This window comes from Streptomyces sclerotialus, assembly GCF_040907265.1.
Classification (GTDB): domain Bacteria; phylum Actinomycetota; class Actinomycetes; order Streptomycetales; family Streptomycetaceae; genus Streptomyces; species Streptomyces sclerotialus.
This window is the reverse complement of sequence record NZ_JBFOHP010000002.1, coordinates 7624889-7651607: the sequence shown is the minus strand read 5'-3', so window position 1 is coordinate 7651607 and position 26719 is coordinate 7624889. Positions and strand designations below refer to the sequence as shown.

The 26719-nt window shown below is 73.6% G+C and carries 21 protein-coding genes; 16 read left to right on the top strand and 5 right to left on the bottom strand.

Features of this window, described 5'->3' with window-relative positions:
* Positions 1 to 12 precede the first annotated feature (12 nt).
* Genes AAC944_RS33575 through AAC944_RS33560 form a run of 4 tightly spaced genes read left to right on the top strand, consistent with a single transcriptional unit; the run spans position 13 to position 8957 of the window.
* Positions 13 to 6072 carry an SDR family NAD(P)-dependent oxidoreductase gene (locus AAC944_RS33575; protein ID WP_368396642.1) on the top strand — a complete coding sequence of 2020 codons (6060 nt, stop codon included), beginning with the start codon at positions 13 to 15 and terminating at the stop codon, positions 6070 to 6072.
* The gene (locus AAC944_RS36565) at positions 5958 to 6329 is read left to right on the top strand and encodes an acyl carrier protein (RefSeq protein ID WP_438272843.1); all 372 of its coding nucleotides are present in this window, start codon (positions 5958 to 5960) and stop codon (positions 6327 to 6329) included. Before AAC944_RS33575 ends, AAC944_RS36565 begins: the two co-directional genes overlap by 115 nt.
* 13 nt (positions 6330 to 6342) lie before the next feature.
* Positions 6343 to 7947: a long-chain-fatty-acid--CoA ligase gene (locus AAC944_RS33565; RefSeq protein WP_051871413.1), complete on the top strand. Its 1605-nt coding sequence runs from the start codon at positions 6343 to 6345 to the stop codon at positions 7945 to 7947.
* A 26-nt stretch (positions 7948 to 7973) separates the two neighbouring features.
* A complete protein-coding gene (locus AAC944_RS33560) occupies positions 7974 to 8957 on the top strand; it encodes an LLM class flavin-dependent oxidoreductase (RefSeq protein WP_030608699.1) in 984 nt (327 codons plus the stop codon).
* A gap of 18 nt (positions 8958 to 8975) precedes the next feature.
* Here AAC944_RS33560 and AAC944_RS33555 read toward each other — a convergent pair whose 3' ends face one another.
* Together AAC944_RS33555 and AAC944_RS33550 are read right to left on the bottom strand one after the other, a co-directional pair.
* Positions 8976 to 9902, bottom strand: coding sequence for an esterase/lipase family protein (locus AAC944_RS33555; RefSeq protein ID WP_438272770.1), 927 nt, complete (start codon positions 9900 to 9902; stop codon positions 8976 to 8978).
* Between the two features lie 76 nt (positions 9903 to 9978).
* Positions 9979 to 11166 carry an MGDG synthase family glycosyltransferase gene (locus AAC944_RS33550; RefSeq protein ID WP_063759871.1) on the bottom strand — a complete coding sequence of 396 codons (1188 nt, stop codon included), beginning with the start codon at positions 11164 to 11166 and terminating at the stop codon, positions 9979 to 9981.
* A gap of 68 nt (positions 11167 to 11234) precedes the next feature.
* Here AAC944_RS33550 and AAC944_RS33545 point away from each other — a divergent pair, with 68 nt between their 5' ends.
* The 4 genes from AAC944_RS33545 (at position 11235) to AAC944_RS33530 (ending at position 14839) form a co-directional block, all read left to right on the top strand.
* Positions 11235 to 11990: a polysaccharide deacetylase family protein gene (locus tag AAC944_RS33545; RefSeq protein WP_078888309.1), complete on the top strand. Its 756-nt coding sequence runs from the start codon at positions 11235 to 11237 to the stop codon at positions 11988 to 11990.
* Between the two features lie 134 nt (positions 11991 to 12124).
* Positions 12125 to 12961, top strand: a complete 837-nt coding sequence (locus tag AAC944_RS33540) for an SDR family NAD(P)-dependent oxidoreductase (protein ID WP_438272769.1) — start codon at positions 12125 to 12127, stop codon at positions 12959 to 12961.
* Positions 12962 to 13006: 45 nt separating this feature from the next.
* Entirely contained in the window at positions 13007 to 13927 is a 921-nt protein-coding gene (locus tag AAC944_RS33535) for a DMT family transporter (protein ID WP_037771323.1), read from the top strand.
* A 27-nt stretch (positions 13928 to 13954) separates the two neighbouring features.
* Positions 13955 to 14839 carry a DMT family transporter gene (locus tag AAC944_RS33530; RefSeq protein ID WP_051871415.1) on the top strand — a complete coding sequence of 295 codons (885 nt, stop codon included), beginning with the start codon at positions 13955 to 13957 and terminating at the stop codon, positions 14837 to 14839.
* Here AAC944_RS33530 and AAC944_RS33525 read toward each other — a convergent pair.
* Positions 14836 to 16023: a MalY/PatB family protein gene (locus tag AAC944_RS33525; protein WP_030608717.1), complete on the bottom strand. Its 1188-nt coding sequence runs from the start codon at positions 16021 to 16023 to the stop codon at positions 14836 to 14838. The two genes, AAC944_RS33530 and AAC944_RS33525, sit on opposite strands and share 4 nt — an antisense overlap.
* A 65-nt stretch (positions 16024 to 16088) precedes the next feature.
* Entirely contained in the window at positions 16089 to 16922 is an 834-nt protein-coding gene (ddaH, locus tag AAC944_RS33520; protein WP_030608719.1) for a dimethylargininase, read from the bottom strand.
* A gap of 233 nt (positions 16923 to 17155) precedes the next feature.
* Between ddaH and AAC944_RS33515 the strand changes: the two genes are divergently transcribed.
* The 6 genes from AAC944_RS33515 to AAC944_RS33490 all read left to right on the top strand — a co-directional run bounded on the left by AAC944_RS33515 (position 17156) and on the right by AAC944_RS33490 (position 23988).
* Positions 17156 to 17812: a response regulator gene (locus AAC944_RS33515; protein ID WP_030608722.1), complete on the top strand. Its 657-nt coding sequence runs from the start codon at positions 17156 to 17158 to the stop codon at positions 17810 to 17812.
* 36 nt (positions 17813 to 17848) lie between these two features.
* A complete protein-coding gene (locus AAC944_RS33510; protein WP_030608725.1) occupies positions 17849 to 19393 on the top strand; it encodes a sensor histidine kinase in 1545 nt (514 codons plus the stop codon).
* 70 nt (positions 19394 to 19463) lie between these two features.
* Positions 19464 to 20702: a cytochrome P450 family protein gene (locus tag AAC944_RS33505; protein ID WP_030608728.1), complete on the top strand. Its 1239-nt coding sequence runs from the start codon at positions 19464 to 19466 to the stop codon at positions 20700 to 20702.
* A 369-nt stretch (positions 20703 to 21071) separates the two neighbouring features.
* Positions 21072 to 21785, top strand: a complete 714-nt coding sequence (locus tag AAC944_RS33500) for an ANTAR domain-containing protein (protein ID WP_063759872.1) — start codon at positions 21072 to 21074, stop codon at positions 21783 to 21785.
* Positions 21786 to 21925: 140 nt separating this feature from the next.
* Entirely contained in the window at positions 21926 to 23623 is a 1698-nt protein-coding gene (gene ctaD, locus AAC944_RS33495) for an aa3-type cytochrome oxidase subunit I (RefSeq protein WP_051871468.1), read from the top strand.
* Complete coding sequence (locus AAC944_RS33490; protein ID WP_051871417.1) at positions 23620 to 23988, top strand: hypothetical protein; 369 nt, start codon at positions 23620 to 23622, stop codon at positions 23986 to 23988. The genes ctaD and AAC944_RS33490 overlap by 4 nt, the downstream gene beginning before the upstream one ends.
* A 7-nt stretch (positions 23989 to 23995) precedes the next feature.
* Here the strand turns inward: AAC944_RS33490 and aac(3) are convergent, their stop codons facing one another.
* The gene (aac(3), locus tag AAC944_RS33485) at positions 23996 to 24859 is read right to left on the bottom strand and encodes an aminoglycoside 3-N-acetyltransferase (protein WP_030608742.1); all 864 of its coding nucleotides are present in this window, start codon (positions 24857 to 24859) and stop codon (positions 23996 to 23998) included.
* 165 nt (positions 24860 to 25024) lie between these two features.
* Here aac(3) and AAC944_RS33480 point away from each other — a divergent pair, with 165 nt between their 5' ends.
* Positions 25025 to 25330, top strand: coding sequence for a hypothetical protein (locus AAC944_RS33480; RefSeq protein WP_030608744.1), 306 nt, complete (start codon positions 25025 to 25027; stop codon positions 25328 to 25330).
* Between the two features lie 36 nt (positions 25331 to 25366).
* Positions 25367 to 26626, top strand: coding sequence for a nucleotide sugar dehydrogenase (locus AAC944_RS33475; protein ID WP_030608747.1), 1260 nt, complete (start codon positions 25367 to 25369; stop codon positions 26624 to 26626).
* Positions 26627 to 26719 lie beyond the last annotated feature (93 nt).

The window sequence follows — 26719 nt, the reverse complement described above, 5'->3', positions numbered from 1 at the left end:
AAGGAACCAGCCATGCCAGAAACACCCGGATCCGCCGGGGAGAAGGACCGCCGGGAGTCGACCGAGCCGATCGCCGTCGTCGGGATGGGCCTGCGCTTCCCCGGCGGGAGTGAAACGCCCGAGGAATTCGCGGAGTTCCTGCGCGCCGGACGGTCGGCCGAGGGCCCGGCCCCGGAGGACCGCTGGATCAGCGAGTCGGCGGGAATTCCGGAGGGGAATTTCCTCGACGGGCTCGACCGGTTCGACGCGAAATTCTTCAAGATATCGCCGAAGGAAGCCCCGTACATCGACCCGCAGCAGCGGCTGGTGCTGGAGACGGCCTGGCAGGCGCTGGAGGACGCCAACATCGACCCCATGAGCCTGCGTGACACCGACACCGGGGTCTACATGGGCGTGATGTCGATGGACTACATCGTGGAGACCGTCGCCGTCCCGGACCGCGAGCTGTCCGGGGCCCTGGTGCCCGGCAACGCGCACAGCGCGGTGTCGGGCCGGCTGTCGTACTTCCTGGGGCTGCGCGGCCCCTGCATGAGCGTGGACACCGCCTGCTCCTCGTCGCTCACCACCGCGCACCTGGCGGCCCAGGGGCTGCGTCGCGGGGAGTGCGACCTCGTCCTGTGCGGCGGCGTCAACGCCGTCCACCACCCGCTGATCCAGAACACCCTGCACCAAGCCGGGATGCTCGGCTCGGACGGCCGCTGCAAGACCTTCGACGAGAGCGCGGACGGGTACAGCCGCGGCGAGGGCTGCGGCGTGCTGGTGCTCAAGCGGCTCTCCGACGCGCTGCGCGACCAGGACCGCGTCCTCGGCCTGCTGCGCGGCTCCGCCGTGCGCGCGGACGGCGAGAGCGCGGGCCTGACCGCGCCCAACGGCATCGCCCAGCAGGCGGTCATGCGGGCCGCGATCGCCGACGCCGGGCTGGCCCCGGAGGACATCAGTTACGTCGAGGCGCACGGCACGGGCACCCCCCTGGGCGACCCCGTCGAACTCGGCTCGATCAGCGACACCTTCGCCGCTTCCCACAGCACGGCCGGGCCGGTCGTGGTCGGCTCGGTGAAGACCAACGTCGGGCACCTGGAGTCGGCGGCGGGCGTCTGCGGCATCGTCAAGGTGCTGCTCCAGATGCGGGAGGGCGTCTTCTACCCGCACCTGCACCTCACCACCCCGTCGCCGCGCATCCCCTGGGACAGCTGCCCGGTGACCGTGCCGACCGGGCTCACGCCGTGGCCCGCCGACGGCCCGCGGCGCGCCCTGGTCAACGGCTTCGGCATCGCCGGCACCCTCGGCTGCGTGGTCGTGGAGGAGCCGCCGACCCCGCCCCGTACGGAGACGCCGGCGGCGGACGGGGAGCCGCACGTCCTCACCCTGTCGGCCAAGAGCGCCCCGGCGCTGCGCCGCCAGGCCGAGCGGTACCGGCAGTACCTCGCGGCGCGTCCCGACGTGTCCGTCGCCGCGCTGTGCCGCACCGCCGCGCTCGGGCGGGCACACCTCCCCGTACGCCGCGCCGGGGTCGTCCGGGACCGCGCCGGAATGGCGAAGCTGCTGGACGGATGGGCCGCGCGCGACGGCGGGCCGGACGGCGGCAGCGGTGCTCCCGGCGTACGCAAGGTGGCGTTCCTCTTCACCGGGCAGGGCAGCCAGTACCCGGGCATGGGCCGGGCCCTGTACGCACGGCACCCGGTCTTCCGGGAGCACCTGGACGCCTGCGACCGGCTCTTCGCGCCGCACCTCGGCCGGTCGGTGCGGGACCTGGTGACCGGCGACGCCGCCGACGGGGACGCGGTCCACGCCACCGTGCACACCCAGCCCGCCCTGTTCGCGCTGGAGTACGCGCTGGCGCGGCTGTGGCTGTCCTGGGGCGTGCGCCCGAACGTCCTGATCGGCCACAGCATCGGGGAGATCGCGGCGGCGGCCGTCGCCGGGGTGTTCTCCCTGGAAGACGCGGTGGCGCTGGTCGCGGCGCGGGCCAGGCTGATGCAGTCCGTCACCGCGCCCGGCGGCATGGCCCAGGTGGCGGCCGCGCCCGAGGAGCTCGCGCCGCTGCTCGACGGGCACCCCGACCTCGCCGTCGCCTGCCGCAACGCGCCCCGGCAGTGCGTGCTCTCCGGCGCCCGCGCGGCGCTGGACGAGGTGTGCGCGCGGCTGCGCGACGCCGGGCACGAGGTACGGGAGCTGCCGGTCTCGCACGCCTTCCACTCGCCGCTGATGGCCGAGGTGACGGACGCCTTCCGGCACGAGCTGAAGGACATCACCTTCCACGAGCCGCGGCTGACGCTGGTCTCGAACGTCACCGGGCGCGTCGCCAGGCCCGGGGAGCTGACCACGCCGGAGTACTGGGTACGGCACATCGGCGCGCCGGTGGACTTCGCCGGCGGCATGGAGACGGTGGCCGGGCGCGGCGGCCACGCATGCGTGGAGATCGGCCCCGGCTCGACGCTCACCTCCCTCGCGCGGCAGTGCGTGCCGGCCGGTGACCACCTGTGGCTGGGCGGCCCGAAGCGGGGGGAAGCGGACGGCGACGCGGTGCTGACCGCCCTCGCCCGGCTGTACGCCGCGGGCTTCCCGGTGTCCTGGGCGGGCGTGCACGGTGGTGCGGCCGACCGGCCCGTCACCCTGCCCACGTACCCCTTCGAACGGAAGCCGTACTGGCTGCCCGCTCCCCGCGGCCGCGACCGGGGCCGGGCCCCGGCCGCTGCCGGGGCGCAGCATCACCCGCTGCTGGGCGAGGAGGTCACCACCGACGAGCAACGGGCGGACGGAGTACGGGAGTTCGCGGCGCGGGTGGATTCCGGGCATCCGGCGTACCTCGCGGACCACGTCATCATGGGACAGGTCGTCCTGCCCGGCGCGGCCTATCTGGAGGTGCTGCTCGCGCTCCAGGACGCGGTGTACGGCGAGACCTGCCGGCCGGTGACGGACGTGGCGATCCTGGAGCCCGTCTTCCTGGCCGCCGACCGGACCGCCGAGCTGCGTACCCGGCTGCGGTTCCGGGAGGACGGCACGGCGGCCGCCGAGATCGTGACGCGGGTGGCGGGCCGGGACGGCGACTTCGAACGGTGCCACGCCACGGCGGTCCTCGGCCTGCCCGCCGCGCCCGGTACGGCGCTGAGCAGGGCCGGGACGGAGCTGTGCGCGTCGGCGGCGGCCGCGGGCGACCCGGCGGCCACGGTCGGCGAAGCGGACCTGTACGCCGGGATGTCCGCCGCGGGGGTGGACTACGGACCGGAGTTCCGCAGGCTGCTGCGGGCCGCGCGGTACGGCGGGCAGCTCGCGGTGAGCACGCTGCGGGGCGTACGACCCGGTGCCGCCGAGCAGCTGTCACCGGCGCTGCTGGACAGTTCGCTGCACGGTCTGGCGGTCCTCGACGACGCCGGGGAGACGTATCTGCCGGTGCGGTTCGGGCGGCTGCGGCTGTTCAAGAAGCCGCGCGCCGCGGAGCTGCGTACGGTGGCCAGGCTCGTCCCCGGGCCGCCGGAGGCCGCACGGGACGTGGACGTGTCCGCCGACCTCGTGGTGCTGGAGGGCGACCGGCCGGTCTTCGAGCTGACCGGGCTCGGCCTGAAGCGGGTGGCCCACTCCGCGGCCGGCGGTGGGCGCCCCGCGCACGCCTTCCACGAACCGCGCTGGGTCAAGCGCTCCCTGACCGGTCCGGGCCGGGCGGCGGGGGCCGGGGAGCCGCGCCGCGTGCTGGTCCTGAACCGGACGGCGGACGAGTTCGCGGCACCGGCGGCACGGACCGCGGAGACCGGTACGGAACTGGCGTACGCCGCCGGGGCCGACGTGCTGGCCGAGTACCTGGCCGACCGGTGGCCCACGGACGTGTGCTGGTTCTGGCGTCCTGGCGAGGGCGACGGCACGGCCGCGCTCCGTGCCGAGTGCCGGCGCAACTACCGTGACCTGCTCGCGGTGCTCGGCGAACTGGAGCGCGCGGGCTTCGGCCACGGCGGGCGCCTGTGGCTGGTCACCGAGGGCGCCCAGCTGCTGCCGGACGACGAGCCGCAGAGCGCGGGACCGTCGGCGGCCGCCACCCTGTGGGGGTTCGGCCAGGCGCTGTGGCACGAGTACCCGGGCTACCGCGTCACCCTGGTCGACCTGCCCGCCAGGAGCGGCGGGACCGGCGCGGACCTCGCCGGGCCGCTGCTGGCCGAGTGGTCGGGGCGCGACGCCGGGGAGTTCCAGGTGGCGTACCGGGCCGGGGCCCGGCACGTGCGGCGGCTGTACCCGCTCGACGCCGCCGGGCGGCAGGACGCCCCCGTCCGGCTCGCGATCCAGGAGTACGGCTCCCTCGCCGGGGTGCGGCCGGAGCCTGCCCAGGCGGTGCCGCCCGTGGGCGACCGGATCCAGGTGGCGGTGCACGCCGCGGGGCTGAACTTCAAGGACGTGCTCAACGTGCTGGGCCTGCTCCGGCGGCACGCCGAGGAGGCGGGCGTCGCCTACCAGCCGCAGCCGCTCGGCTTCGAATGCGCGGGGACGGTGGTGGCTGCGGGCCCTGACGCGGCCTTCGGGCCCGGTGACGAGGTGATCGTCAACGCGCTGGGCTGCATGAGCAGCACGCTGACCGTGTCCTCGGAGCTGGCGGTGCGCAAGCCGGACCGGATCACCATGGCCGAGGCGGCCGGAGTGCCGTCCGTCTTCGTCACCGCGCACCACGCGCTGCACCACCTCGCCGGGCTGAAGCCGGGCGACCGGGTGCTGATCCACGCCGCGGCGGGCGGGGTCGGGCAGGCCGCCGTGCAGCTCGCCCAGCAGGCCGGGGCCGAGGTGTTCGCCACGGCCAGTCCCGGCAAGTGGCCGCTGCTGCGCGACCGGGGCATCCGCCACGTCATGAACTCCCGGACCCTGGACTTCGCCGACGAGGTGCTGGCCGCCACCGGTGGCGAGGGCGTGGACCTCGTACTGAACAGCCTGAACAAGGAGTTCATCCCGGCGGGCCTGCGCTGCCTCGCCGAGGGCGGGCGGTTCGTGGAGCTGGGCAAGGTGGGTGCCTGGAGCCCGGAGCAGGTGGCCGAGGTACGCCCCGACGTGGTGTACCACCACTTCGACCTCGGTGAACGGCCCGAGGCCGAGGCACGGGAGCACACCCGACAGATACTGCGGGCCGTCGTCGAGCAGATCGCCGACGGACGGCTCCGCCCCGTGCCCGCCACCGCCTACTCGCTCGACGAGGTGGAGGAGGCCTTCTCGGTGCTCAGCCAGGGCACCAGTACCGGAAAGCTGGTGCTGCGGTTCGCCGCGGACCGGCCCCGTCCCGCGCGGCCGCTGACGGTGGCGCCCGACCGTACGTATCTCGTCACCGGCGGGCTGGGCGGGCTCGGGCTGGTGACCGCCCGGAAGCTCGCCGACCTGGGCGCGCGCCACCTGGCGCTCGTCGGCCGCACCGGGCTGCCCGCCGCGGAGGCGGCGGAGCTCGCGGCCGGGCTCGGCAAGGACGTCGAGGTCACCGTCCTGCGCGCGGACATCGCCGAGCCGGCCGACGTCGCACGGATCACCGCCGAGCTGAAGCAGTCGCCGTATCCGGTGGCCGGCATCGTGCACGCGGCGGGCGTCCTGAACGACATGCCCGTCTCGGCGCTGACCTGGGAGGACATGGAGACGGTCCTGCGGCCCAAGGTCTACGGCACCTGGCTGCTGCACGAGGCGGCGGCGTCCTTCCCCGAGCTGGACTTCTTCGTCGGCTACTCCTCCGTCGCCGCCGTGCTCGGCGGCCCCGCGCAGGCCAACTACGCGGCGGGCAACGCCTATCTGGACGGCCTGCTGCGCTGGCGCGCGGGCCAGGGCCTCCCCGGGCTGTCCGTCAACTGGGGACCGTGGTCCGAGGTCGGCATGTCGGCCCGGCTGGCCGCGCCGCTCGCCCGGCGCCTCCAGGACCAGGGCGTCGCGTTCCTGAACCCGGCGGACGGCATGCACGCGCTGGTCACCCTGGCCGGCGGCACTGCGCCGCAGGTCGTCGCCGCCGCCTGCGACTGGGACCGGTACGCGGCGGGCCGGAGCCGCCCCACAGCCTGTACCGGCACCTCGTACGGGAATCGGGCGGCGGGGCCCGGCCGGGTCTCGACGCCGAGCACCTGCTGACGCTGCCCGCCGAGGAGCGCAGGGCGGCACTCAACACGTACCTGCGGGGCCGGATCGCCGACATGCTGCACTTCGACGGCACGGACGACGTGGCGCCGGACGCGGTCTTCCTGGAGCTGGGGCTGGACTCGCTCGCCGCGGTGGAGCTGAAGAACGCCCTGGAGACCGCGTTGCGCGTGCCGCTGCCCGCCTCGGTCACGTTCGACCACCCCTCCGTGGACCGGCTCACCGACTTCCTCGACCGGCAGCTGGGCTGAAAGGGCGATGAGGATGCAGGACGACACGCTCGTACGTGCCCGGCGGACGGTCCGGCCGCGGACGCTGGACGCGGTCGCGGCCCGGCAGGCCGCCGACCGCGCCGGCCACCCGGCGGTGCTGTGCGAGGGCCGGACGCTCACGTACGGACAGCTCCACCAGGAGAGCGACCGCACCGCGCACGCGCTGCGCGCGGCCGGCCTCGGTCCGGGCTCCCGGGTGGCCTACCTCGGCAAGGAGTCCGAGCACTTCTACGAGATCGCGCTGGCCTGCGCCAAGAGCGGCGCCGTGCTGGTGCCGGTCAACTGGCGGCTGACCCGTGAGGAGATCGCGCACATCCTGCGCGACTCCGGCACCGAGCTGCTCTTCGCCGAGCGCGAGCGGCTGGCCGTCGCCGGGGAGCTCGGCGCGGTCCTGCCGGAGCTGTGTGCGGTGGTGCCACTGGACTCCGCCGAGGGCCGCGGCTCGGGCTTCCTGGCCTGGAAGGCCGGCCGCCCGTCCGGCGGTCGCCTGTCCGGCCCCGCGCCCGCCCCCGACGACGCCGTGGCACAGATCTACACCAGCGGCACCACGGGGCTGCCCAAGGGCGTGGTACTGGCCCACCGCGCCTTCTTCGGCGTCGACGAGGCGCTGGTGCGGCACGGCTGCGACTGGGTGGACTGGCGGCCGGGTGACCGGTGCCTGATCGGCATGCCGGGCTTCCACATCGGCGGCCTGTCCTACGCGATGCAGGGCTTCGTCGCGGGGGCCACGATGGTCAGCATGCCGGCGTTCGTCCCCGGTGACGTGCTCCGGCAGATCGGCGAACTCGGCATCACCCAGGGCCTGCTGACGCCCGCCATGCTCCAGATGCTGCTGGCCGAGCCGGGCGCCGGGCCCGCCGCCTTCCGCTCCGTACGGAAGGTGGTCTACGGCGGCGCGCCGATCTCCGAACCGCTCCTGCGGCGCTGTCTGGAGACGATGGGCTGCGAGTTCGCGCAGATCTACGGCAGCACCGAGACGGGGAACTTCGCGGCCTGCCTGCCGCCCGGTGACCACGTGCCCGGCAGTCCGCGGCTGGCGGCGGCCGGGCGGGCCTACCCCGGCATCGACCTGCGGATCACCGGGGAGGACGGCCGGGAGCTGCCGCCCGGTGCCGTCGGCGAGGTCTGGGTCCGCAGCCCCGCGCGCATGCTGGGCTATCACCGGCAGCCTGCGGCCACCCGCGAGACGGTACGGGACGGCTGGGTCCGCATGGGGGACGCGGGCCGGCTCGACGCCGACGGCTATCTCTTCCTCAGCGACCGGATCGACGACACGGTCATCATCGGCGGCGAGAACGTCTATCCGACCGAGATCGAGCACGCGCTCGCCGCGCATCCCGCGGTGGCCGAGGCGGCCGTCGTGGGCGTGCCGGACGAACGCTGGGGCGAGGCCCTGCACGCGTACGTCGTGCTGCGGCCGGACGGCCGGGCCACCCCGCGTGAGCTGATGCGGTTCCTGCGGGGCCGGCTCGCCGACTTCAAGATCCCCGCGGTCTACGAGTTCCTGGCCGAGCTGCCGCGCAACCCCAACGGCAAGGTGCTGCGCCGTGCCCTGCGGGACCCGCTGTGGCAGGGCCGGGAACGCAAGGTCAATTGACGGTACGTCAGGTCGGGAGGCAACGGATGAGCACCGGGGAACGGACGGACGGACGGCGGCCGCTGGTCGGTGTCCTGCTGCCGACGCGGGAGGCGGCGATCAACGGTGACCACACCGTGGCACCGCTGCTGGACTTCGCCCGCGAGGCGGAACGGCTCGGTTACGACTCGGTGTGGACGGGGGACTCGCTGCTGGCCCGGCCCCGACTGGACCCGGTGGTGGTACTGGCCGCGGCGGCGGCCGTCACCACCCGGGTCACGCTGGGCACGGCGGCCTTCACCGCGGCCCTGCGGCACCCACTGCTCGGCGCGCACCAGCTGGCGAGCCTGGACCGGGCGGCCGCGGGGCGTCTGATCGCCGGGCTCGGCGCGGGCTTCCCGGTGCCGGAGACGGCCGCGGAGTTCGCCGCGGTGGACGTGGCGTACACCGGGCGCTTCGCGCGGCTGGACGCGACGGTCCGGCGGTGGCGGGAGGTGTGGCGCGGCGGCGCGCCGGCCGCTGACGGGCCGCCCGGTTCCTTCGGCCGGCTGCCCACCCCGTCCTCGCCCGCCGGTCCCCCGCTCTGGCTGGCGGGCAGCGACACCCCGCGGGTGCTGGCGCGGACGGCGGAACTGTACGACGGATGGCTGCCGTTCCTGCCGGACGCGGGCGCCTACGCACGGGCCTGGGAGCGGATCGGTGAGCTGGCCGCTGAGCGGGGGCGCCCGGCGGACGCCGTCACGCCGGGCCTGTACGCGACGGTGGCGGTCGATCCGGACCGGGCTGCGGCGCGCAAGCAGCTGGACGCCTACACCCAGGCGTACTACGGGCGCTCGCTGGAGCAGATGGCGGAGTTCCAGGCGTTCGGGTACGGCAGCGCGCAGGAGTGCGCGGAGTGGCTCGGCGGGTACGTGCGGGCCGGTGCGCGCCATGTGATCCTGCGCATCGGGTCGCTGGACCCGGGGGCGCAGCGTGATCAGCTGGCCGAGGCGGCGCGGGAACTGGTGCCCGCGCTGCACGCGGGCACCTGATCCTCCTTGCGGGGTGCGTCAGGGGGCCGGCTTCGGCTGCGGCGCCGCCGCCGGGGCGGCCTCCTTGGTCTTGTCCGGCTTCGCCGGTGCGAGCGCGCGCAGCACCTCGCGCATGGCGAACGGCGAGTAGACGACGGCGTTGTGCTCGCTGAGGTCGGCGACGCACAGGTCCTGGAGGAGGACGTTGCGGACGTCCGGGCCCCGGAGCCAGCACGAGGTGTAGGGCGTGACCACTTCGTCGTACTTGGTCGCGATGACGGTGTAGCGCACTCCTTCGACGGTGTCGGGGCCGTCGTTGAGCTTGTTCATGAAGTCGCTGCCCTTGTGCTGCTCGGTGAGCGCGGGCATGACCATGTTGGTGAGCTCGATGGACATCGGGTACTGCTTCATGAGCGCGGCGATGCCGTTGCCGGTGGTGCCGTGGTTGTTCGGGGCCAGCCCGATCAGGTGGTGCACCTTGGCGGCGCCGCCGAGGTACTTGAGGTAGTAGCGCGGGAGCATGCCGCCCTGCGAGTGGCCGATGATGTCGACCTTCTCCGCGCCGGTGGCCGCCAGTACGCGTTCCACGAAGGCGGCCAGTTCCTCCGCCGACTCCTCCATGGAGGCGAGGCCGTGCATCACGGGGATGCGGGGGTCGGCCCCGTAGTCGAGCCGGAAGACGCTGTATCCGGCGGCGGCGAGGACAGGGGCGACGGTCAGCCAGTAGGTCTCGGCGTTGCCGAACGTGCCGTGGACGAGGACGACCGGCCGCGGGTGGTCCTCGTCGGGGCGGGCCGACCAGTCGTCGATGCCCGGCGAGCGGTTCAGCGCGGTGGCCGCCTGTGTGGTGATGGCGGCGGCCTGGGCGAGGGCCAGTCCGTCGGCCATCTTGCCGGTCACGCTCTGGGTGACCGCCTCGAGCGGGTTGGTGAACGGTAATTTGGGACCTTTTCCTGTGGGGAACATCGGTAACCCTCCCGGCATGACGGGAACACCCATTCCGACCCGAATAGTCGGCTGGGCCCCGTTATGTCGCCTCACGCTACCGCTCCGGTGGCCGTCTGCTCCCGTCCCGTTTCTCCCGGGGGCCGGTATCCCGCCACGCCGGAAATCCGCCGTCCGCGCCGCCCGCGGCCGCGAGGACGGCGTCGGCGGCGTCCGCCCGGAACAGGGCCCGGCCCGCGGCGGTACGGGCCTGCCGGACCGGGCCGTCGGGAGCCAGCTCGCCGAGGGCCCGCAGCAGCTCCGCCGGGTCGCCGGCAAGGCTCGACAGCCCCGCTGCGGCCATCCGGCGGGCGCCTGCCGCGCCGTGCCCGGGGATCGGCCGGTAGCTGACCACCGGGAGGCCGGCCGCCAGGGCCTGTGCCGCGGTCTGTCCCGCCGCGTTCTCCACCAGCGCCCCGGCCGCCGCCATCAGGGCCGGTACGTCCGCCACCCAGCCGAGCGCGACGGCCCCGGGCACCCGGCCGATCCGCCGCCGCAGCGCCCGGCTCCGGCCGCACATCACCACCGGGAGGTAGCCGCCGTCGCGGAGCAGCGCGGCCGTGCGCGCCAGGTGCGAGGCGACGCCCCAGGCGCCGCTGCTGAGCAGGACGGGGGTACGGCCCGGGGCCCGCACCGCGAAGCGGCGGGCGAAGGCGGCGGTACGGGCGGGGGCCGGGGCGGCGTGGAACGCGGCGGGCACCACGGGGCCGACCTGCTCGGCGCCGCGCCCGCCGAGCAGGCTGATGTCCTGCGCGGTCTGCCGGGTCGGGCAGAGGTGCAGGTCGTTGGCGGGGTGCAGCCACTGGCGGTGGACGGCGAAGTCGGTGAGCACCACGATGCTCGGGCAGCGCAGCGCGCCGGCCTCCCGGAGCCGGCCGCTGACCTGTGCGGCCAGGTGGAAGGTGGCGAGGACGGCGTCGGGCCGTTCGCCGTCCAGGCGCCGCCGCAAAGCGCGGGCGGCGGGGGCGACGACGGGCGAGGTGTCGGGGCCCGGGCGGCCGGTGGCGGACGCCGGCCGGGGGACGAAGTAGGCGCGGTAGATCGCCTCGTAGAGCGCGGGCGCGTGGCGGATCGTGGCGGCGTAGAAGCCGCGCAGGGCGGCGCCGGCCCCGGCCGGCAGCAGGTCCAGGACGTCGAGGGTGGCGACGCGGTGGCCGCGGCCGGTCAGCCGGTGGGCGAGCTCTCCGGCCACCGCGTGGTGGCCGGCTCCCATGCCGGCGCTGAGGATGACGAATCGTCCGCCCATGTGCCCACGCCCCCGGTCCGGATGCCATTCCCGAGCATTTCGCAACGTACGCGACCATACTGGACGGCATGCGCATCGACCGTCCTCCGCCGGGGCCCGCCGCGTGGCAGGCGACGGCAGCGGCCGCGACAGCGGTGGCCACGCTGCACATCGGACCGGCCGGCACCTGGCTGCCTCCCGTACGGCGCCTCCTCTTCCCCCGCCTGGACGGGCAGGGGCCTCCGGACCACATCGCCCTCACCTTCGACGACGGCCCCGACCGCGCGAGCACGCCGCACTTCCTCGACGCGCTGGAGGGTCTGGGCGTCCGGGCGACCTTCTTCCTCCTGGGCTCCGAACTGACCGCGGCACCCGAGACGGCGCGTGAGCTGGTGTCCCGCGGACACGAAGTGGGGCTGCACGGGTGGGACCACCGCCGGCCGTGGTGGCCGGGGCCGGTGCGCGAACTGCGCGATCTGCGCCGGGCCGTCCGCGCGGTCACGGACGTCTGCGGCGTCCGGCCACGGTGGTACCGGCCGCCGTACGGCATCCTCACCGGCGGCCGCTGGGCGGCGGCGCACCGCCTGGGGCTGCGGACGGTGCTGTGGTCGGCGTGGGGCCGGGACTGGGTGGCGGGCGCGTCCGCGGAAACGATCGTGCGCACCGTGGAGCGCCGTCTGGAGGGCGGCGCGACCGTCCTGCTGCACGACAGCGACCGGACGTCGGCGCCCGGTTCCTGGCGCGCCACGCTCCAGGCCCTGCCCGTACTGGTGCAGCACTGCCGCCGGCAGGGCCTCACCGTGGGCCCGCTGCGTGACCACGGGGCCGACGACACGGAGCGGTGACCCCTGTGACGGCAATTGCCCGGATCATCACGAACGTCGTGTCATGCTGGTCAGAAAGTCGGAGCCTGCGTCCGGCCCGGCACGGGTCAGGGCACAGGCGCTGAGGGTGAGTACCGTCCCGGAGGAGGTCTCCTGTGGAAGCCACGGGACCACTGCCGCACACTCCTGTGCTCCCCGAGGGCCGGCCCGGACACCACGGCCCCGCCCGGCCGGTGCACCGGAACAAGGCTCCGGTGGCGCTGATCACCGGCGCCTCCTCGGGCATCGGCGCCGCCGTCGCCGCCCGGTTCGCCGCCGAAGGCGGCTGGCAGCTGCTGCTGAACGGCCGTGACGAGACCCGACTCGGACAGGTCGCGGCCCGCTGCGCTGCCACGCCGCTGCCCTGCGACCTGAGCGAACCGGCCGGCTGCGGACAGCTCGTCGACGCCGCCTTCGACGTGGCGGGCGGGGTGGACGTCCTCGTCGCCGGGGCCGGCATCGGCTGGGCCGGCCCGTTCACCACCATGCCGCCCGCCGCGATCGACGAGGTACTGGCGGTGGACCTGGCCGCCGTCGTGCACCTCACCCGCCGGGTGCTTCCGCACATAGTGCAGCGCGACCGCGGTCACCTGCTCTTCGTGGGATCGATCGCGGGAGCCGTGGGGGTACGCGAGGAAGCCGTCTACTCGGCGGCCAAGGCGGCGGTCGCGGCCTTCGCCGAGAGCCTGCGGTACGAACTGGCCGGTACCGGCGTACAGGTGTCGGTGGTGGTACCCGGCGCCGTGAACACCCCGTTCTTCGCCCGCAGGGGGGCGCCCTACCAGCGCTCCCGGCCCCGGCCGATCCCCGCGGCGCGCGTCGCCGACGCCGTCTGGGACGCGGTGGCGCACGGGCGCAGCGAGGTCTTCGTCCCCGGCTGGCTCCAGCTCCCCGCCCGCGTCAAGGGCCTCGCCCCCGCTCTCTTCCGGCGGCTGGCCACGCGTTTCGCCTGAGGGACCGACCGCTCCGTCCGCCCCGGACGGCCGAGGAAGGACGTCGTGCTGAGCTACCTCCTGGCCGTGCTCGCCGCCTGCGCCAACGCGGCCGCCTCGGTGCTGCAGCGGCGCGCCAGCCGCGGCCTGCCACGTGAGGACAGTCTGCGGCCGCGGCTGATCCTGCACCTGCTGAGCCGCCCGGTGTGGTTCGCCGGTTTCCTCTGCGTGATCCTCGGCTTCGTCCTCCAGGCGGCGGCGCTGGCCACGGGCAGCCTGTCGGTCGTCCAGCCCATCCTCGTCGTCGAGCTGCCGGTCACTCTGGTGCTGGCGTCGTGGGTGTTCCACACCCGCCTGCACCACCGCGAGTGGCTGTCCATCGTGGGGATGACCGTGGGGCTGGCCGCCCTGCTGTACTTCCTCTCCCCCGCCGCCGGGGCGGGCGAGGAGGCCGGCTGGGAGGCCTGGACGGTGGGCGTCAGCGCCAACCTGCTGGTCGTCGTCGCCGCCGTGGAGTGGGGCCGCCGCGCGGCCCCCGCCCTCCCCAGCGGCGGCAGCCGCCGCGCCGCCGCCTTCGGCGTGGCGGCCGGCTGCCAGTTCGGCCTGACGGCCGCGTTCATGAAGGGCGCGATGAGCCACGGGGAGGACGGCATCGGCGCGGTGCTCGCGACCTGGCAGCTGTACGCCATGGTCGCGGCCGGCATCCTCGCGATGTTCCTCCTCCAGTCGGCGCTGCACGCCGGCAACCTGCTCGCCGCCCAGCCAGGACTGACCCTCTCCGACCCGATCGTGGCCATCCTGTGGGGCAGCTTCGCCTTCGCCGAGCACGTCCGCGGCGGCTGGTACGTCGTACCGGCCGTGGCGGGCGGTCTGCTGATGGCCTTCTCCGCGCTCGTACTGACCCGTTCCCCGCTGCTCAAGGGGGAGGAGGCGCTGATCGAAGCGGACCGCATGTCACCGGCCGGGCCTCCGCCACCGGCCCGGTGAGCGCGATCGCACACAGGGAGTCACCGCATGATCTACCTCTTCGGTGTGCTCGCGGCGTGCCTGCTCGGACTGGGCTTCGTCCTCCAGCAGCACGCGGCGCGCGAGGCGCCGCTGTCCGACATGCTCAGCTTCCGGCTGCTGCTGGACCTGATGAAGGTGCCGCTGTGGCTCGCGGGGATCGGCTGCATGGTCGCCGGGCAGATCTTCAGCGTGCTCGCGCTGAGCCGCGGCGACCTGTCCCGGGTCGAACCGCTGCTGGCCACCAACCTGCTCTTCGCCATGGTGCTGGCGCGGTGGCTCAGCGGGGAGCGGCTGGGCCGGTCGGGCTGGGCGGGGGTGCTCCTGCTGAGCGGCGGCGTGACGGCCTTCATCATCGCCGGGAGCCCGCACAGCGGCCCCGACGACACCGGCTCGCTGCGGCACTGGCTGGTCTTCGGCGGCGTCCTCGCCCTCGCCCTGCTCCTCGTGCTGACCGCCCGTCACGTACGGCTCGTGGCGGAGCCCCCGCTGCTGGCCGCGGCGGCCGGCGTGCTGTACGGCCTCCAGGACGCGCTGACCCGGGTCTCCAGTTCGATCGCCGAGGAACACGGCATCGGCCGGCTGCTGGTGAGCTGGGAGCCGTACCTGATCGTGGTGCTGGCCGTGACCGGGCTGATGCTCGTGCAGAGCGCGTTCGAGGCGGGCCCGCTGCGCATGTCGCTGCCCGCGCTCACCGCCGCCGAACCGCTCGCCGGCATCGCCTGCGGCATCGGCTTCCTCGGCGACCGCATCCGGATCACCCCCGAAGCACTGGCGGGCGAGTTGGCCGGCCTGGCGGCGGTGGTGACCGGCGTCTTCCTCCTCGGCCGCCACCCCGCCATGCCGACCGGCTGCCACCGGGAAACGGAGGATGGCACGCCGGACGATGACTAGGCCACGGCCGCGGCCATTCTGCGTACCGCCTCCGTCAGCACCTCCGGTGAGGTCGCCAGGTTCAGCCGGGCGTGGCCCGCGCCGCCGGTGCCGAAGTCGGTACCGGGGCTGAGGGCGACCCGGCCGCGCGCCAGGAAGACCGCGGCCGGATCGTCCCCCAGGCCGAGGTCCCGGCAGTCCAGCCAGGCCAGGTAGGTGGCCTCGGCCGGTGCGTACCGCACCGCCGGCAGCTCGGCGGCCAGCAGGTCCGCCAGCAGCCTGCGGTTCTCGTCCAGCCCGGCGAGCAGCGCGTCCAGCCAGTCGCCGGCGTCCCGCAGCGCCGCGGTGTGGGCCAGCACGCCCAGGTGACTGGGGCCGTGGCCGACCTCCTCGGGCAGCCGGGCGAGGTCGGCGGCGGCCGCCGGGCCCGCGACGGCGAGGGCCGCCTTGAGGCCGGCGAGGTTCCAGCCCTTGGAGGCGGACATCAGGGACAGCCCGTCCGCCGCGCCCGGCACGCTCAGGTACGGCACGAAGGTGGTCCCGTCGGCCACCACCGGCGCGTGTATCTCGTCCGCCACGACCCGGACGCCGTACCGGGCGGCCAGCCCGGCCACCGCGGCCAGTTCCGCCGCCGTGTGCAGCGTGCCGGTCGGGTTGTGCGGGCTGCACAGCAGGAACGCGGCGCGCCGCCCGCCCGCGGCCGCGGTGCGGAAGGCGCGCTCCAGCGCATCGGGGTCGATCCGGTGGTCGGGGCCGAGCGGCGCCTCCACGACCGTCCGGCCCGCGCTGCCGATGAACTGGTAGAACGGCGGGTAGACCGGGCAGTTGACGACCACGGCGTCGCCCGGCCCCGTGGTCAGCTTCAGCATCTCCACCACGCCGAGCATCACGTCCGGCACGAGCGCCGTGCGCTCCACGGCGAGCCCGTCCCACCGCCATCTCTTGGCCGCGAACTCCGCCAGCGCCTCGGCGTACGCCGTCCCCGCCGGGTAGCCGGTGTCGCCGAGCGCGACCGCGTCCGTGACCGCCCGGGCGACCGGCCCGGCCAGCGGTACGTCCATCTCCGCCACCCACAGGGGCAGCACGTCGTCCGGGTACGTACGCCATTTCATGCTCGTCCGCCGGCGCAGCTGGTCGAGGGTGAGGCGGCGCAGCGGGTTCGCTTCGGCGGTTGCTTCGGATGCGGCACGCGGAATGCTGTCCATGCGCCCCAAAGATAGGCCGCTTGTCGCATTTTCCCCATGGGGCGGGAGGTGGTGGGCCGGCCGGCTCAGCCCTCGCGCAGCTCCAGCGTGCAGCACTTCACGCTGCCGCCGGCCTTGAGGAGTTCGGTGAGGTCCACGCCTATCGGCTCGAACCCGCGCTCGCGCAGTCCCGCGACGAGTCCGGTCGCCGGCTCCGGCAGCAGCACATGGCGGCCGTCGGAGAACGCGTTGAGGCCGAACACCTCCGCGTCCTCGGCCGTCGCGAGCAGCGCGTCGGGGAACAGCTCGCGCAGCACGGCCCGGCTGCCCGGCGTGAACGCCTCGGGGTAGTACATGATCTCGTCGTCGGAGAGCACGGCCAGCGCGGTGTCCAGGTGGTAGAAGCGCGGGTCGACCAGCGTCAGGCCGGTGACCGGCACGCCGAAGAACTCCTGGGCCTCGGCGTGCGAGCGGGGGTCGGTGCGGAAGCCGGTACCGGCCAGGAGGCGGCGGCCCGCCAGCAGGTAGTCGCCCTCCCCCTCGTTGACGTGCGCGGGCCAGTACGTCTCGGTGAAGCCGTTCGCGCGCAGCCAGGAGAGGTACAGCGGGCCCTCGGCGGTGCGCTCCTCGTGCCGGAAGCGGGCACCCAGCACCTTGCCGTCCACGACGGTGGCGCCGTTGGCCGCGAAGACCATGTCGGGCAGCCCGCCGGCGGGCTCGATGACCTCCACGGTGTGGCCCAGCTCCCGGTACAGGGCGCGCAGCCGTTCCCACTGGGCGAGGGCGAGCCCGCCGTCGACCGGCTTCGCCGGCTCCATCCAGGGGTTGATCGAGTACGTGACGTCGAAGTGGCGCGGCGGGCACATCAGAAGACGGCGCGGAACGGCGGTGCGGGACGGGACGGAGCCGGTGCGGTGCATGTCGTCGTGTTCCTCTTCCGGTTGTCGGGTTCGGAGTCTCGGTGTGCGGGGTGTGCACGGGGTGACGGGCGCGGGAACCGGGGATGCCGGTGGGGTGCCGCGTGTCCGGCACGGGACGTTACGGAGTGCGCACGTGCCCGGTCAGGCCCTTTCGTCAGGGCGGGCACAGCACTTTCGTCAGGCCCCTTCCGGCCGGTCAGGCGGTAGCGTGTGCCCCGACCGAGGGGGAGATCATGATTCGAGTGCTGCTGGCGGACGACGAGGCGATGATCCGGGCCGGTATCCGGGCGATCCTCGGCGCTGCGGAGGACATCGAGGTCGTCGCGGAGGCGTCCGACGGGCACGAGGCCGTCGCGCTCACCCTGCAGCACCGCCCCGACCTGTGCCTGGTCGACATCCGGATGCCGCGCCTGGACGGCCTGCAGGCCGCCGCCGAACTGCAGCGGGTGGCGCCGGGGACAGCGGTGGTCATGCTGACCACGTTCTCCGAGGACGAGTACATCGCGGACGCGCTCGCCTCCGGCGCCGCCGGCTTCCTGCTGAAGTCCGGCGACCCGCGTGAGCTGATCGCCGGTGTCCACGCGGTCGCGGAGGGCGGCGCCTGCCTCTCCCCCGCCGTTGCGCGCCGGGTGATCAGCCGGTTCGGCTCCGGCCGGCTCGGCAAGCAGGCCGGCGCGCAGGCCCGGATCGAGGGACTGACCGGCCGCGAGCGGGAGGTACTGGCCCTGGTCGGTGCCGGGCTGTCGAACGCCGAGATCGCCGGCCGCCTGCACGTCGTCGAGGGCACGGTGAAGGCCTACGTCAGCCAGATCCTCACCCGGCTCGACGTCAAGAACCGCGTGCAGGCCGCGATCCTGGCGTACGAGGCCGGGCTCGTGCACGAGCACTGAGCGGGCGGCACCGGACCCATGACAAGGTTCGCTCGCGTGCGGGGCGCGCACGGCCGGCTTCCCCGTCTCTACGATCTTCTGCTGTGGCTGGTGGTGACCACCCCGCCGGCCGTGGCTGTCTTCGTGTTCCCCCTCGGGCAACCACTGTGCGTAGCGATCGCCTCGGTACCGCTGCTCGCCGTGGCCGTACCGCTCGGCCGCCGCCGGCCGCTGGCCGGGCTCGGCGTGCCGGTGGTGCTGGGCCTCGCGCACAGCGTGGAGCTGCTCAGCCCGCTGTACTGGCCCGCGCTCGCGGCCTTCGCCTTCCTGGCCGGACGGCGTACGGCGGAGCTCCGTCCGGCGCTGTGGTTCTTCGCCGCGGTCGCGGTGGCCGGGCTGCCGCTGTGCACCGTCATCGGCCGCGACCCGTGGGGCTGGCCGACGCTGCTGCTCACCCTGCTCGGCACCGCGATGCTGCCGTGGCTGCTCGGCCGGCTCCGGCGGCAGTACGCCGAACTGGTCGGCAGCGGCTGGCGGCTGGCCGACCGGATGGAGCGCGAGCAGCAGGCGGTCGCCGACCGTGCGCGCATGCGTGAGCGGGCCCGGATCGCCGGGGACATGCACGACTCGCTCGGCCACGAACTGACGCTGATCGCCGTGCGCGCGGGCGCCCTCGAGGTCGACCCCTCGCTCGACGACCGGCAGCAGGCGGCCGTCGGCGAGCTGCGGGCGGCGGCGGGTGCCGCCACCGAGAAGCTGCGGGAGATCATCGGCGTGCTGCGGGCCGACGACGAGGGGGCGCCCGTCGTCCCGGCCGAGGAGTCCGTCGAAGCGCTGGTGGAACGGGCCAGGGCCGCCGGGGTCGACATCCGCCTGGAGCGCACCGGGGACCCGGCCGGTCTGCCGCCCATGGTGGGGCTCGCCGTGCACCGTGTGGTCCAGGAGTCGCTGACGAACGCGGCCAAGCACGCACCGGGCGCCGCCACGCACGTACGCATCGACCGCACGGCCGGCACCGTGTCCGTCACGGTGGCCAACGCCCCGGCCGGCGCGCCGCTGCCCGGTGCGGCTTCGGGCGGCGCCGGGCTGGTGGGGCTGGACGAGCGGGTCCGGCTGGCGGGCGGCACGCTGCGCGCGGGGCCGACGCCCGAGGGCGGCTTCGAGGTCGCGGCCGAACTGCCGGCCGTCGCGGGGACGGCGCCGCGCAGTGCCGGCGCCGGGGCACACCTCACCACCTCGGCGCGGGAGTTGGCGCGTGCCCGGCTGCGGGTACGGCGGCGGCTGGCGCAGACGGTCGTGGCGCCACTGGCGGTCCTGGCCGGCATCTTCCTCCTCATGATCCCGGTCAGCCTGGCCAGCTCGTCCTTCTCGGTACTGGACCGCGCGGCGTACGACCGGCTGCGAGTGGGTGACGGCCAGCAGGCCGTGGCGGACCGGCTGCCGGTCTTCACCCGGGACGGGCCACCGGACGACGCGCCGCCCACGCCCCGCGGCCAGCGGTGCGTCTACTACAGCACGGCGGTGCTGGCTTCCGACGCGTACCGGCTCTGCTACGCACGCGGCAGGCTGGCCGGCAAGTCGGTGGTGGGTAAGGAGAAGTGAGCGTGCGGGGCGGCGTTCCGCAGGGAACGCCACCGCCCGGTCCTGGTACCTGAACAAAGGAGAGAACCGCATGGACGACCAGCAGATACTCGTTCTGGACGGCACCGGGCGCGACCGCCACGCCGAGGACGCCGCGTTACGCGCCCGCGGCCCCGTCGCACGCGTGGACGTCCTCGGCGTACCGGCCTGGGCGGTCACCGACCCCGCACTGCTCAAGCGGCTGCTGACCGACTCGCGGGTGTCCAAGGACGCCCGCCGGCACTGGCCGCTCTTCCCCGACGAGATCGTCGGCAAGTGGCCGCTGGCCCTGTGGGTGGCCGTGGAGAACATGTTCACCGCGTACGGCGCCGACCACCGCCGGCTGCGCCGCCTGGTCGGCCCGGCCTTCACCGCGCGTCGCATACAGGCGCTGCGCGCACGCATCCAGGAGGTGACGGACGGGCTGCTCGACGAGCTCGCCACCACGCCGCCCGGCACACCGGCGGACCTGCGCGCACGCTTCGCCTACCCGCTGCCCATCCAGGTCATCGGCCATCTCATGGGGCTGCCCGAGGACACGCTCGGCTCCTTCCGGGACGTCGTCGACGCGGTCTTCTCCACCAACCTCACCCCGGAGGAGGCCACGGCCAACACCGAGAAGCTGTACGGCCTGCTGGCCGGCCTCGTCGCCGCCAAGCGGGCGGAGCCCGCCGACGACCTCACCTCGACGCTGATCGCCTCCCGCGACGTCGAGGGCGACGGCTCCCGCCTCAGCGAACGGGAGCTGCTCGACACGCTGCTGCTCGTCATCAGCGCGGGTTACGAGACCACCGTCAACCTCCTCGACCAGGCCATCACCGCGCTGCTCAGCCACCCCGACCAGCTCGCCGCCGTACGGGCCGGGCGGGTGGGCTGGCAGACCGTGGTCGAGGAGACGCTCCGCTGGGAGGCCCCGGTCGCCCAGCTGCCGATGCGCTACGCCACCGAGGACATCCCCCTCCCGACGGGGCAGACCATCAAGGCGGGTGAGGCGATCCTCGCCTCGTACGCGGCGGCCGGCCGCCATCCCGCCCTGCACGGCCCCACCGCCGGGGAGTTCGACCTCGCCCGCCCGAGCACCGAGCACCTGGCCTTCGGGCACGGGGTCCACTTCTGCCTGGGCGCGCCCCTCGCCCGGCTGGAGGCCGAGACCGCGCTGAGCGGGCTCTTCGCGCGCTTCCCCGACATGGCTTTCGCCGTCCCGCCGCACGAGCTGCGGCCCCAGGCATCCTTCATCAGCAACGGCCACCGGGAGCTGCCCGTGTTCCTCCGGCCCGGCGGTGTCTCGTGACCGTTGCCGGGTACGCGGGGCGTCCGAGCCATCTTCACGGGCCCGCCGTTTGGCCGACCACGACAGGCGCACAGGGCCGCGGGGCATGCCCCGTCGGCAACCCGGCTGGTCCGGGAGCGGCCGCGGACCGCCGCTGACGGGGGGTGTGGGAGGGGTCGTTCCGGACCCGGACGGTGCCGGCGGCGGCGTACGTGTCCGAGTCATAGTCATGGCGCGGGGCGGGTACGCGATCCTGACAGGGAGCCGCCACGTTGCGGTGCGCACGGTGCGCGGTATTGCCGGAGGAGGCACAGGAGCCGACCACGTGCGCCACCATCCATGCCGGTCGGATGGCCCTTTCCCGCTCTCTTCACGTCCGTAAGGATGATCATGGGTCGCGAACAGCTACTGGCCGACGTCTTCGTGGACCTGACCGACGCCTGCCCGGGCGAGGAATTCGACCGGACCGGGTACCTGCGGCGGTTCGCCAACCGGTGCGTAGAGCTGCTGGACGTCTCGGCCGCCGCCGTGCTGTGCGCGCCACCCGGCGAGAAGCTCGTGCCGGTCGCCGCGAGCGGAACCGATCCGGCCCTCGCCGGTCTGCTGGCCACCGCGCCGCTGGAAGGGCCGGCGCGGGAGAGCCACCGCACCGCCTCCTCGGTCGTCCCGGTGGACCTCCTGGGCACCGGTGTGCGCTGGCCCCATTTCACCGGGGAGGCCCGCACGGCGGGGTACCGCTTCGCCGGCGCGGTGCCGCTGCTGCGACGGGACCGGGCCACCGGCAGTCTGCTGCTGCTCCGTACCGGCTCCGCGCCCGTGCCCGAGACGGACATGCGGCTGGGGGAGGCCCTGGCGCGCGTGGTGGCCATCGCCCTGGCGCACCAGGAGACGCTGGCCAACTACCGCAAGGTCAACGAACAGCTGCGTACCGCCCTCCAGAGCCGTGTCGTCATCGAACAGGCCAAGGGGTTCCTCGCCCATCGCATGGGGGTGAGCGTGGAGGAGGCCTTCGAGGCGATGCGCGGTCACGCCCGCCGCCACAGCCGGCGCCTCCGGGAGGTGGCCCGGGACGTCCTCGAGCAGGCGCTCGTCCCCGACACTTGACCGGTCGCGGGGCCTCCCCCTCCCACGGACGGCGCAATGCCCCGGCCGCTTCCGCACGGTGCCGTATACCGGCTGTACCGAACGGGAAGCGGAAAGGGAGTGGCGTCGTGGGGACGCAGACCGAACGTCCGGACCAGGTGATGGTCCGGGAGCACCCCCGCCGGACAAGAGGCGCGGTGGTGGTGACGTGGCTGACGACCACGGACCACAAGAAAATCGGTTCCCTCTATATGGTGACGGCCTTCGTCTTCTTCATGATCGGCGGGCTGCTGGCGCTGTCCATGCGGGCCGAGCTGGCCCGCCCGGGGTTGCAGATCCTCTCCAACGAGCAGTTCAACCAGGCGTTCACCATGCACGGCACCATCATGATGCTGATGTTCGCCACGCCGCTGTTCTCCGGCTTCGCCAATGCCATCATGCCGTTGCAGATCGGCTCGCCGGACGTCGCCTTCCCGCGGCTGAACATGCTGTCCTACTGGCTCTTCCTCTTCGGTTCCCTGATCGCGGTGGGCTCGTTCCTGACGCCGAACGGCGCGGCCGACTTCGGCTGGTTCGCCTACACGCCGCTGTCCGACGCCACCCGTACTCCCGGCGTCGGCGGGGACATGTGGGTGATGGGTCTGGCGCTCTCCGGGTTCGGCACCATCCTGGGGGCCGTCAACTTCATCACCACCATCATCTGCATGCGCATGCCCGGCATGACGATGTTCCGGATGCCGATCTTCACCTGGAACGTGCTGCTCACCAGCGTCCTGGTGCTGCTGGCCTTCCCCGTGCTCGCCGCCACCCTGCTGGCCCTGGCCGCCGACCGGAAGTTCGGAGCCCACATCTACGACCCGGCCAACGGCGGCGCCCTGCTCTACCAGCATCTTTTCTGGTTCTTCGGACACCCCGAGGTCTACATCATCGCGCTGCCGTTCTTCGGCGTGATCAGCGAGATCATCCCGGTGTTCGCCCGCAAGCCCATCTTCGGGTACGTCGGCCTGGTCGCTGCCACCATCTCGATCACCGGCCTGTCGATCACCGTCTGGGCGCACCACATGTTCGTCACCGGCGCCGTCCTGCTGCCGTTCTTCTCGTTCATGTCGTTCCTGATCGCGGTGCCGACCGGGGTGAAGTTCTTCAACTGGATCGGCACGATGTGGCGCGGCTCCCTGTCGATCGAGACCCCCATGCTCTGGTCGCTGGGCTTCCTCGTCACCTTCCTGTTCGGCGGGCTGACCGGCGTCATCCTCGCCTCGCCACCGATGGACTTCCACGTGAGTGACAGCTACTTCGTCGTCGCGCACTTCCACTACGTGGTGTTCGGCACGGTCGTCTTCGCGATGTTCGGCGGGTTCCACTACTGGTGGCCCAAGTTCACCGGCACGATGCTGGACGAGCGGCTGGGGAAGATCCACTTCTGGACGCTCTTCGTGGGCTTCCACACCACCTTCCTCGTCCAGCACTGGCTGGGCGCCGAAGGCATGCCCCGCCGCTACGCCGACTACCTCTCGGCCGACGGCTTCACCGTGCTCAACACGGTCTCCTCCATCGGCGCGCTGCTGCTCGGCATCTCCACGCTGCCGTTCCTCTACAACGTCTGGAAGACCGCCAAGTACGCGCCGAGAATCACCGTCGACGACCCCTGGGGCTTCGGCCGCTCCCTGGAGTGGGCGACGTCCTGCCCGCCGCCCCGGCACAACTTCTGCACGCTGCCCCGGGTCCGCTCCGAATCCCCCGCCTTCGACCTGCACCACCCCGATGTCGCCATGCTGGACGAGGCGGAGGCCACCGGGCGCCGGGACATGATCGACGAGGACCCGGACACCTCGCTGCGCGGCGGGAAGAAGAAGTGACGCCGAAGCACGGCCCGGACGAGCGCGCGGCCGAGGCGGGCCTCGACCGGCTGGAGGGCTACCTGCTGTGCTGGACGGAGGCCGAGCGGGCCAGGAGCGAGGCAGCGGTGTTCGCCGACGGGATGCCCTGGCTGACCACCGCCCAGCGCGAGGAGGTGATCACCCGGTACACCGACGACCGCGTCGTCCTGACCCGCCGCTACCTCGAACGGGTCCGCGACCGGAGCGGGGAGCTGCGGGAGGAGTACGAGATGCGGTACCGGCAGCTGCGTCACCGGCTGGTGTGCGTATCGGTGGCGGTCACGCTGTCCGCCTGCGTGCTGTTCGGCTGCGTGGCGGCCGGTCTGCCGGCCACCGGCCGGTGAGAGGCGCTCAGGAGTCCGGCGCTGCCGGGCGCAGCTTCCGCTCGATCCACGCGACGCCGAACTCGACGACGTCCCCGGCCTCGAAGAGATGGCTCTCGGCCGCGCCGACCAGCCCGTGGCTGCCGAGCCCCGCGGCGATCATGTCCCGGGCGATGACCTCGAACGGCCACTGCCCCTCGGGGACGACCGCGGAGTAGTCGAAGGCCCCGTCCTCCGAGTCGATGTCGTGGAAGCGCCGCCAGACCCGCTCGCCGTCCACCATGACCGGCTGTTCGTAGTCCACGAACCGCTTGCCCGGCGCGTCGGCGAGCGCCTCGGCGTGGTGCAGCAGCGTGAGGGAGTCCAGCGGCGCGCCCAGGAGCAGGACCCGGCCGCCCATGGCGACCAGCCGGGCCAGCGGACTGCCGGGGCCGTGCGGGTCGTCCCACGGGTGGTCGGCCATCAGTTCCGTCGCCGCCGCGCCGAGTGCGGCGAAGCTCGCGTCGGGGTGCCGGCTGCGGACGGCTCCCGGCCGGCGGCGCAGGGCCTCCGGCAGCCGTCCGAAGGAGTGGTCCGCCTCGCTGAGGTCGGGGTCGTACGCGGGGTGTTCGGCACGCAGCGCGTCCTGCCAGGCCTGCGGCCAGTCGGTGAAGTCGTAGGGCGGGGCGTCGTTCCAGCCGCAGGTGACCATCAAGGTGCCGCGCTCCCCCACGACATCGGCGAGGGCGCCGATGACCGTCCCGGGTCCGCCCGCGACGTAACCGAGTGCGGACAGCCGGGTGTGGAACATGACGAGATCGCCGTCGGTGAGGCCGAGGGCGGTCAGGTCACGGCGGAGACGGCCACGCGTCACGGGGCCGTCGGAGCGTGCGAGCAGGGCCAGTTCGTCCATGGCGGTGAATATATCCGCCCGGGAGACTCCGGTCATACGATCGCCTCATGTCACCGGATCTGCATATTGTCGCTGAATCGGGTGCACCTTGACGGGTGAATATTACGCCGGACGGCGCAGGGGCAGGATTCCGACGGTGATTGTTCTCCGTGAAAGGAAAGGCATATGCGCCGAGCCGGTTCCGTTCTCACCCTCCTCGCCGCTGCACTTCTCACGACGGCGGTGACAGCAGCTCCGGCGGCCGCGGCCCAGGGCGAGGTCATCGTTTTCCAGACCGAAGTCAGTCCGACGACCACCTACGAAAATCCGGCCGGCTGCATCAAATTGCCGCTCGACTCCCACGTACTGGTCAATCGCACCGACGCACCCGTCCAGGTGTACGCGGACCCCTTCTGCATGACACCGAGTTTCACCGTACAGCCGGGATTCGGCTCGCATCTCGCGGCGGGCACCGGGAGTTTCTCCGTCTGACCCGCCGAACAGCCGTCGCGAACAGGGGGAAGACTGATGACTGCCGATCTCGCCGTGATCGGACTGGGGCACGTCGGGCTGCCGCTCGCGCGTGCCGCGTGCGCCGCGGGGCTGACCACCCTCGGGTACGACGTCTCCGACGCCGTGGTCACCGGCCTCAACGGAGGGCGTTCGCACGTCGGCGGGGTGCGGGACGGGGACGTCGCCGCCATGCGCGCGGCGGGCTTCAGCGCCACGTCCGACGCCGCGGCGCTCCGCCGGGCCGACACGGTCGTGATCTGCGTGCCCACGGGCCTCGGCGCGGACGGCACCCCGGATCTCTCCGCGGTGCGCGCCGCGTCGCGGGCCGTGGCCCGCTGCCTGCGGCCGGGCATGCTCGTCGTCCTGGAGTCCACGAGCTACCCGGGCACCACGGAGGAGGTCGTCCGGCCGGTCCTGGAAGGCAGCAGCGGCCTGCGGGCCGGTGCCGACTTCCACCTCGCGTACTCACCCCAGCGCATCGACCCGGGCAACCGCAGGTTCGGGGTGCGCAACACCCCGAAGGTGGTGAGCGGCTGCACTCCGCTGTGCGCCAAACACGCGGTCGCCTTCTACGGCCGGTTCGTGGAGACGCTGGTGGTCTCGCGCGGCACGCGCGAGGCCGAGATGGCCAAGCTGCTGGAGAACACCTACCGGTACGTCAACATCGCCCTCGTCGACGAAGTCGCGCTGTACTGCGACCGGACGGGCATCGACGTGTGGGACGTGCTGTACTGCGCCGGTACCAAGCCCTTCGGGTTCGCGCCGTTCCGGCCCGGGGCCGGCGTGGGCGGCCACTGCATACCGGTCGATCCCCGCTACCTCGCGGCGAAGGCCGGTGCCGAGGGCTTCTCCTTCCGCATGCTGGCCGCGGCCCACGAGGTGCTGTCGCGGATGCCGGCGCACGTCGTCGGCCGGGCCGCCGGGCTCCTCGACGAGCTGGGGACGCCGCCGGACCGGGCGTCGGTGGTCCTGCTCGGCGTGGCGTACAAGCCCGACGTGGCCGATGCCAGGGAATCCCCGGCGGGACCGGTGGCGAGCGGACTCCGGGCCCGCGGCGTATCGGTTCGCTACCACGATCCGCATGTCCCGGAATTCACCGTGGACGGCGTTCCGCTGGCCCGCGTGGAGTCTTTGCCGGAGGCTCTGGAAGGCGCGGATCTGGCAATTCTCCTGCAGGACCACAGCTGTTACGACATGACGACACTGACCCGCGCGGAATGTGCCTTGCTGGACACCCGCGGAAAGGCCGCCGGGCCCCGGGTCACGCTGCTCTGACGGAATTCCGCCGGAGCTCCTCGACTTGCCGGCCTTCGGGGAAGGAAGGCCGCGCGAGGCGGCACCGGCCACCCGGTACGGCGCCGCTGAGAA

Excerpts from the sequence above, each read along its gene's own strand:
- AAC944_RS33575 (WP_368396642.1), top strand. The coding sequence starts at position 13 with ATGCCAGAAACACCCGGATCCGCCGGGGAGAAGGACCGCCGGGAGTCG.
- AAC944_RS33565 (WP_051871413.1), top strand. The coding sequence starts at position 6,343 with ATGCAGGACGACACGCTCGTACGTGCCCGGCGGACGGTCCGGCCGCGG.
- AAC944_RS33560 (WP_030608699.1), top strand. The coding sequence starts at position 7,974 with ATGAGCACCGGGGAACGGACGGACGGACGGCGGCCGCTGGTCGGTGTC.
- AAC944_RS33555 (WP_438272770.1), bottom strand. The coding sequence starts at position 9,902 with ATGTTCCCCACAGGAAAAGGTCCCAAATTACCGTTCACCAACCCGCTC.
- AAC944_RS33550 (WP_063759871.1), bottom strand. The coding sequence starts at position 11,166 with ATGGGCGGACGATTCGTCATCCTCAGCGCCGGCATGGGAGCCGGCCAC.
- AAC944_RS33545 (WP_078888309.1), top strand. The coding sequence starts at position 11,235 with ATGCGCATCGACCGTCCTCCGCCGGGGCCCGCCGCGTGGCAGGCGACG.
- AAC944_RS33530 (WP_051871415.1), top strand. The coding sequence starts at position 13,955 with ATGATCTACCTCTTCGGTGTGCTCGCGGCGTGCCTGCTCGGACTGGGC.
- AAC944_RS33525 (WP_030608717.1), bottom strand. The coding sequence starts at position 16,023 with ATGGACAGCATTCCGCGTGCCGCATCCGAAGCAACCGCCGAAGCGAAC.
- ddaH (WP_030608719.1), bottom strand. The coding sequence starts at position 16,922 with ATGCACCGCACCGGCTCCGTCCCGTCCCGCACCGCCGTTCCGCGCCGT.
- AAC944_RS33515 (WP_030608722.1), top strand. The coding sequence starts at position 17,156 with ATGATTCGAGTGCTGCTGGCGGACGACGAGGCGATGATCCGGGCCGGT.
- AAC944_RS33505 (WP_030608728.1), top strand. The coding sequence starts at position 19,464 with ATGGACGACCAGCAGATACTCGTTCTGGACGGCACCGGGCGCGACCGC.
- AAC944_RS33500 (WP_063759872.1), top strand. The coding sequence starts at position 21,072 with ATGGGTCGCGAACAGCTACTGGCCGACGTCTTCGTGGACCTGACCGAC.
- ctaD (WP_051871468.1), top strand. The coding sequence starts at position 21,926 with ATGGTCCGGGAGCACCCCCGCCGGACAAGAGGCGCGGTGGTGGTGACG.
- AAC944_RS33480 (WP_030608744.1), top strand. The coding sequence starts at position 25,025 with ATGCGCCGAGCCGGTTCCGTTCTCACCCTCCTCGCCGCTGCACTTCTC.
- AAC944_RS33475 (WP_030608747.1), top strand. The coding sequence starts at position 25,367 with ATGACTGCCGATCTCGCCGTGATCGGACTGGGGCACGTCGGGCTGCCG.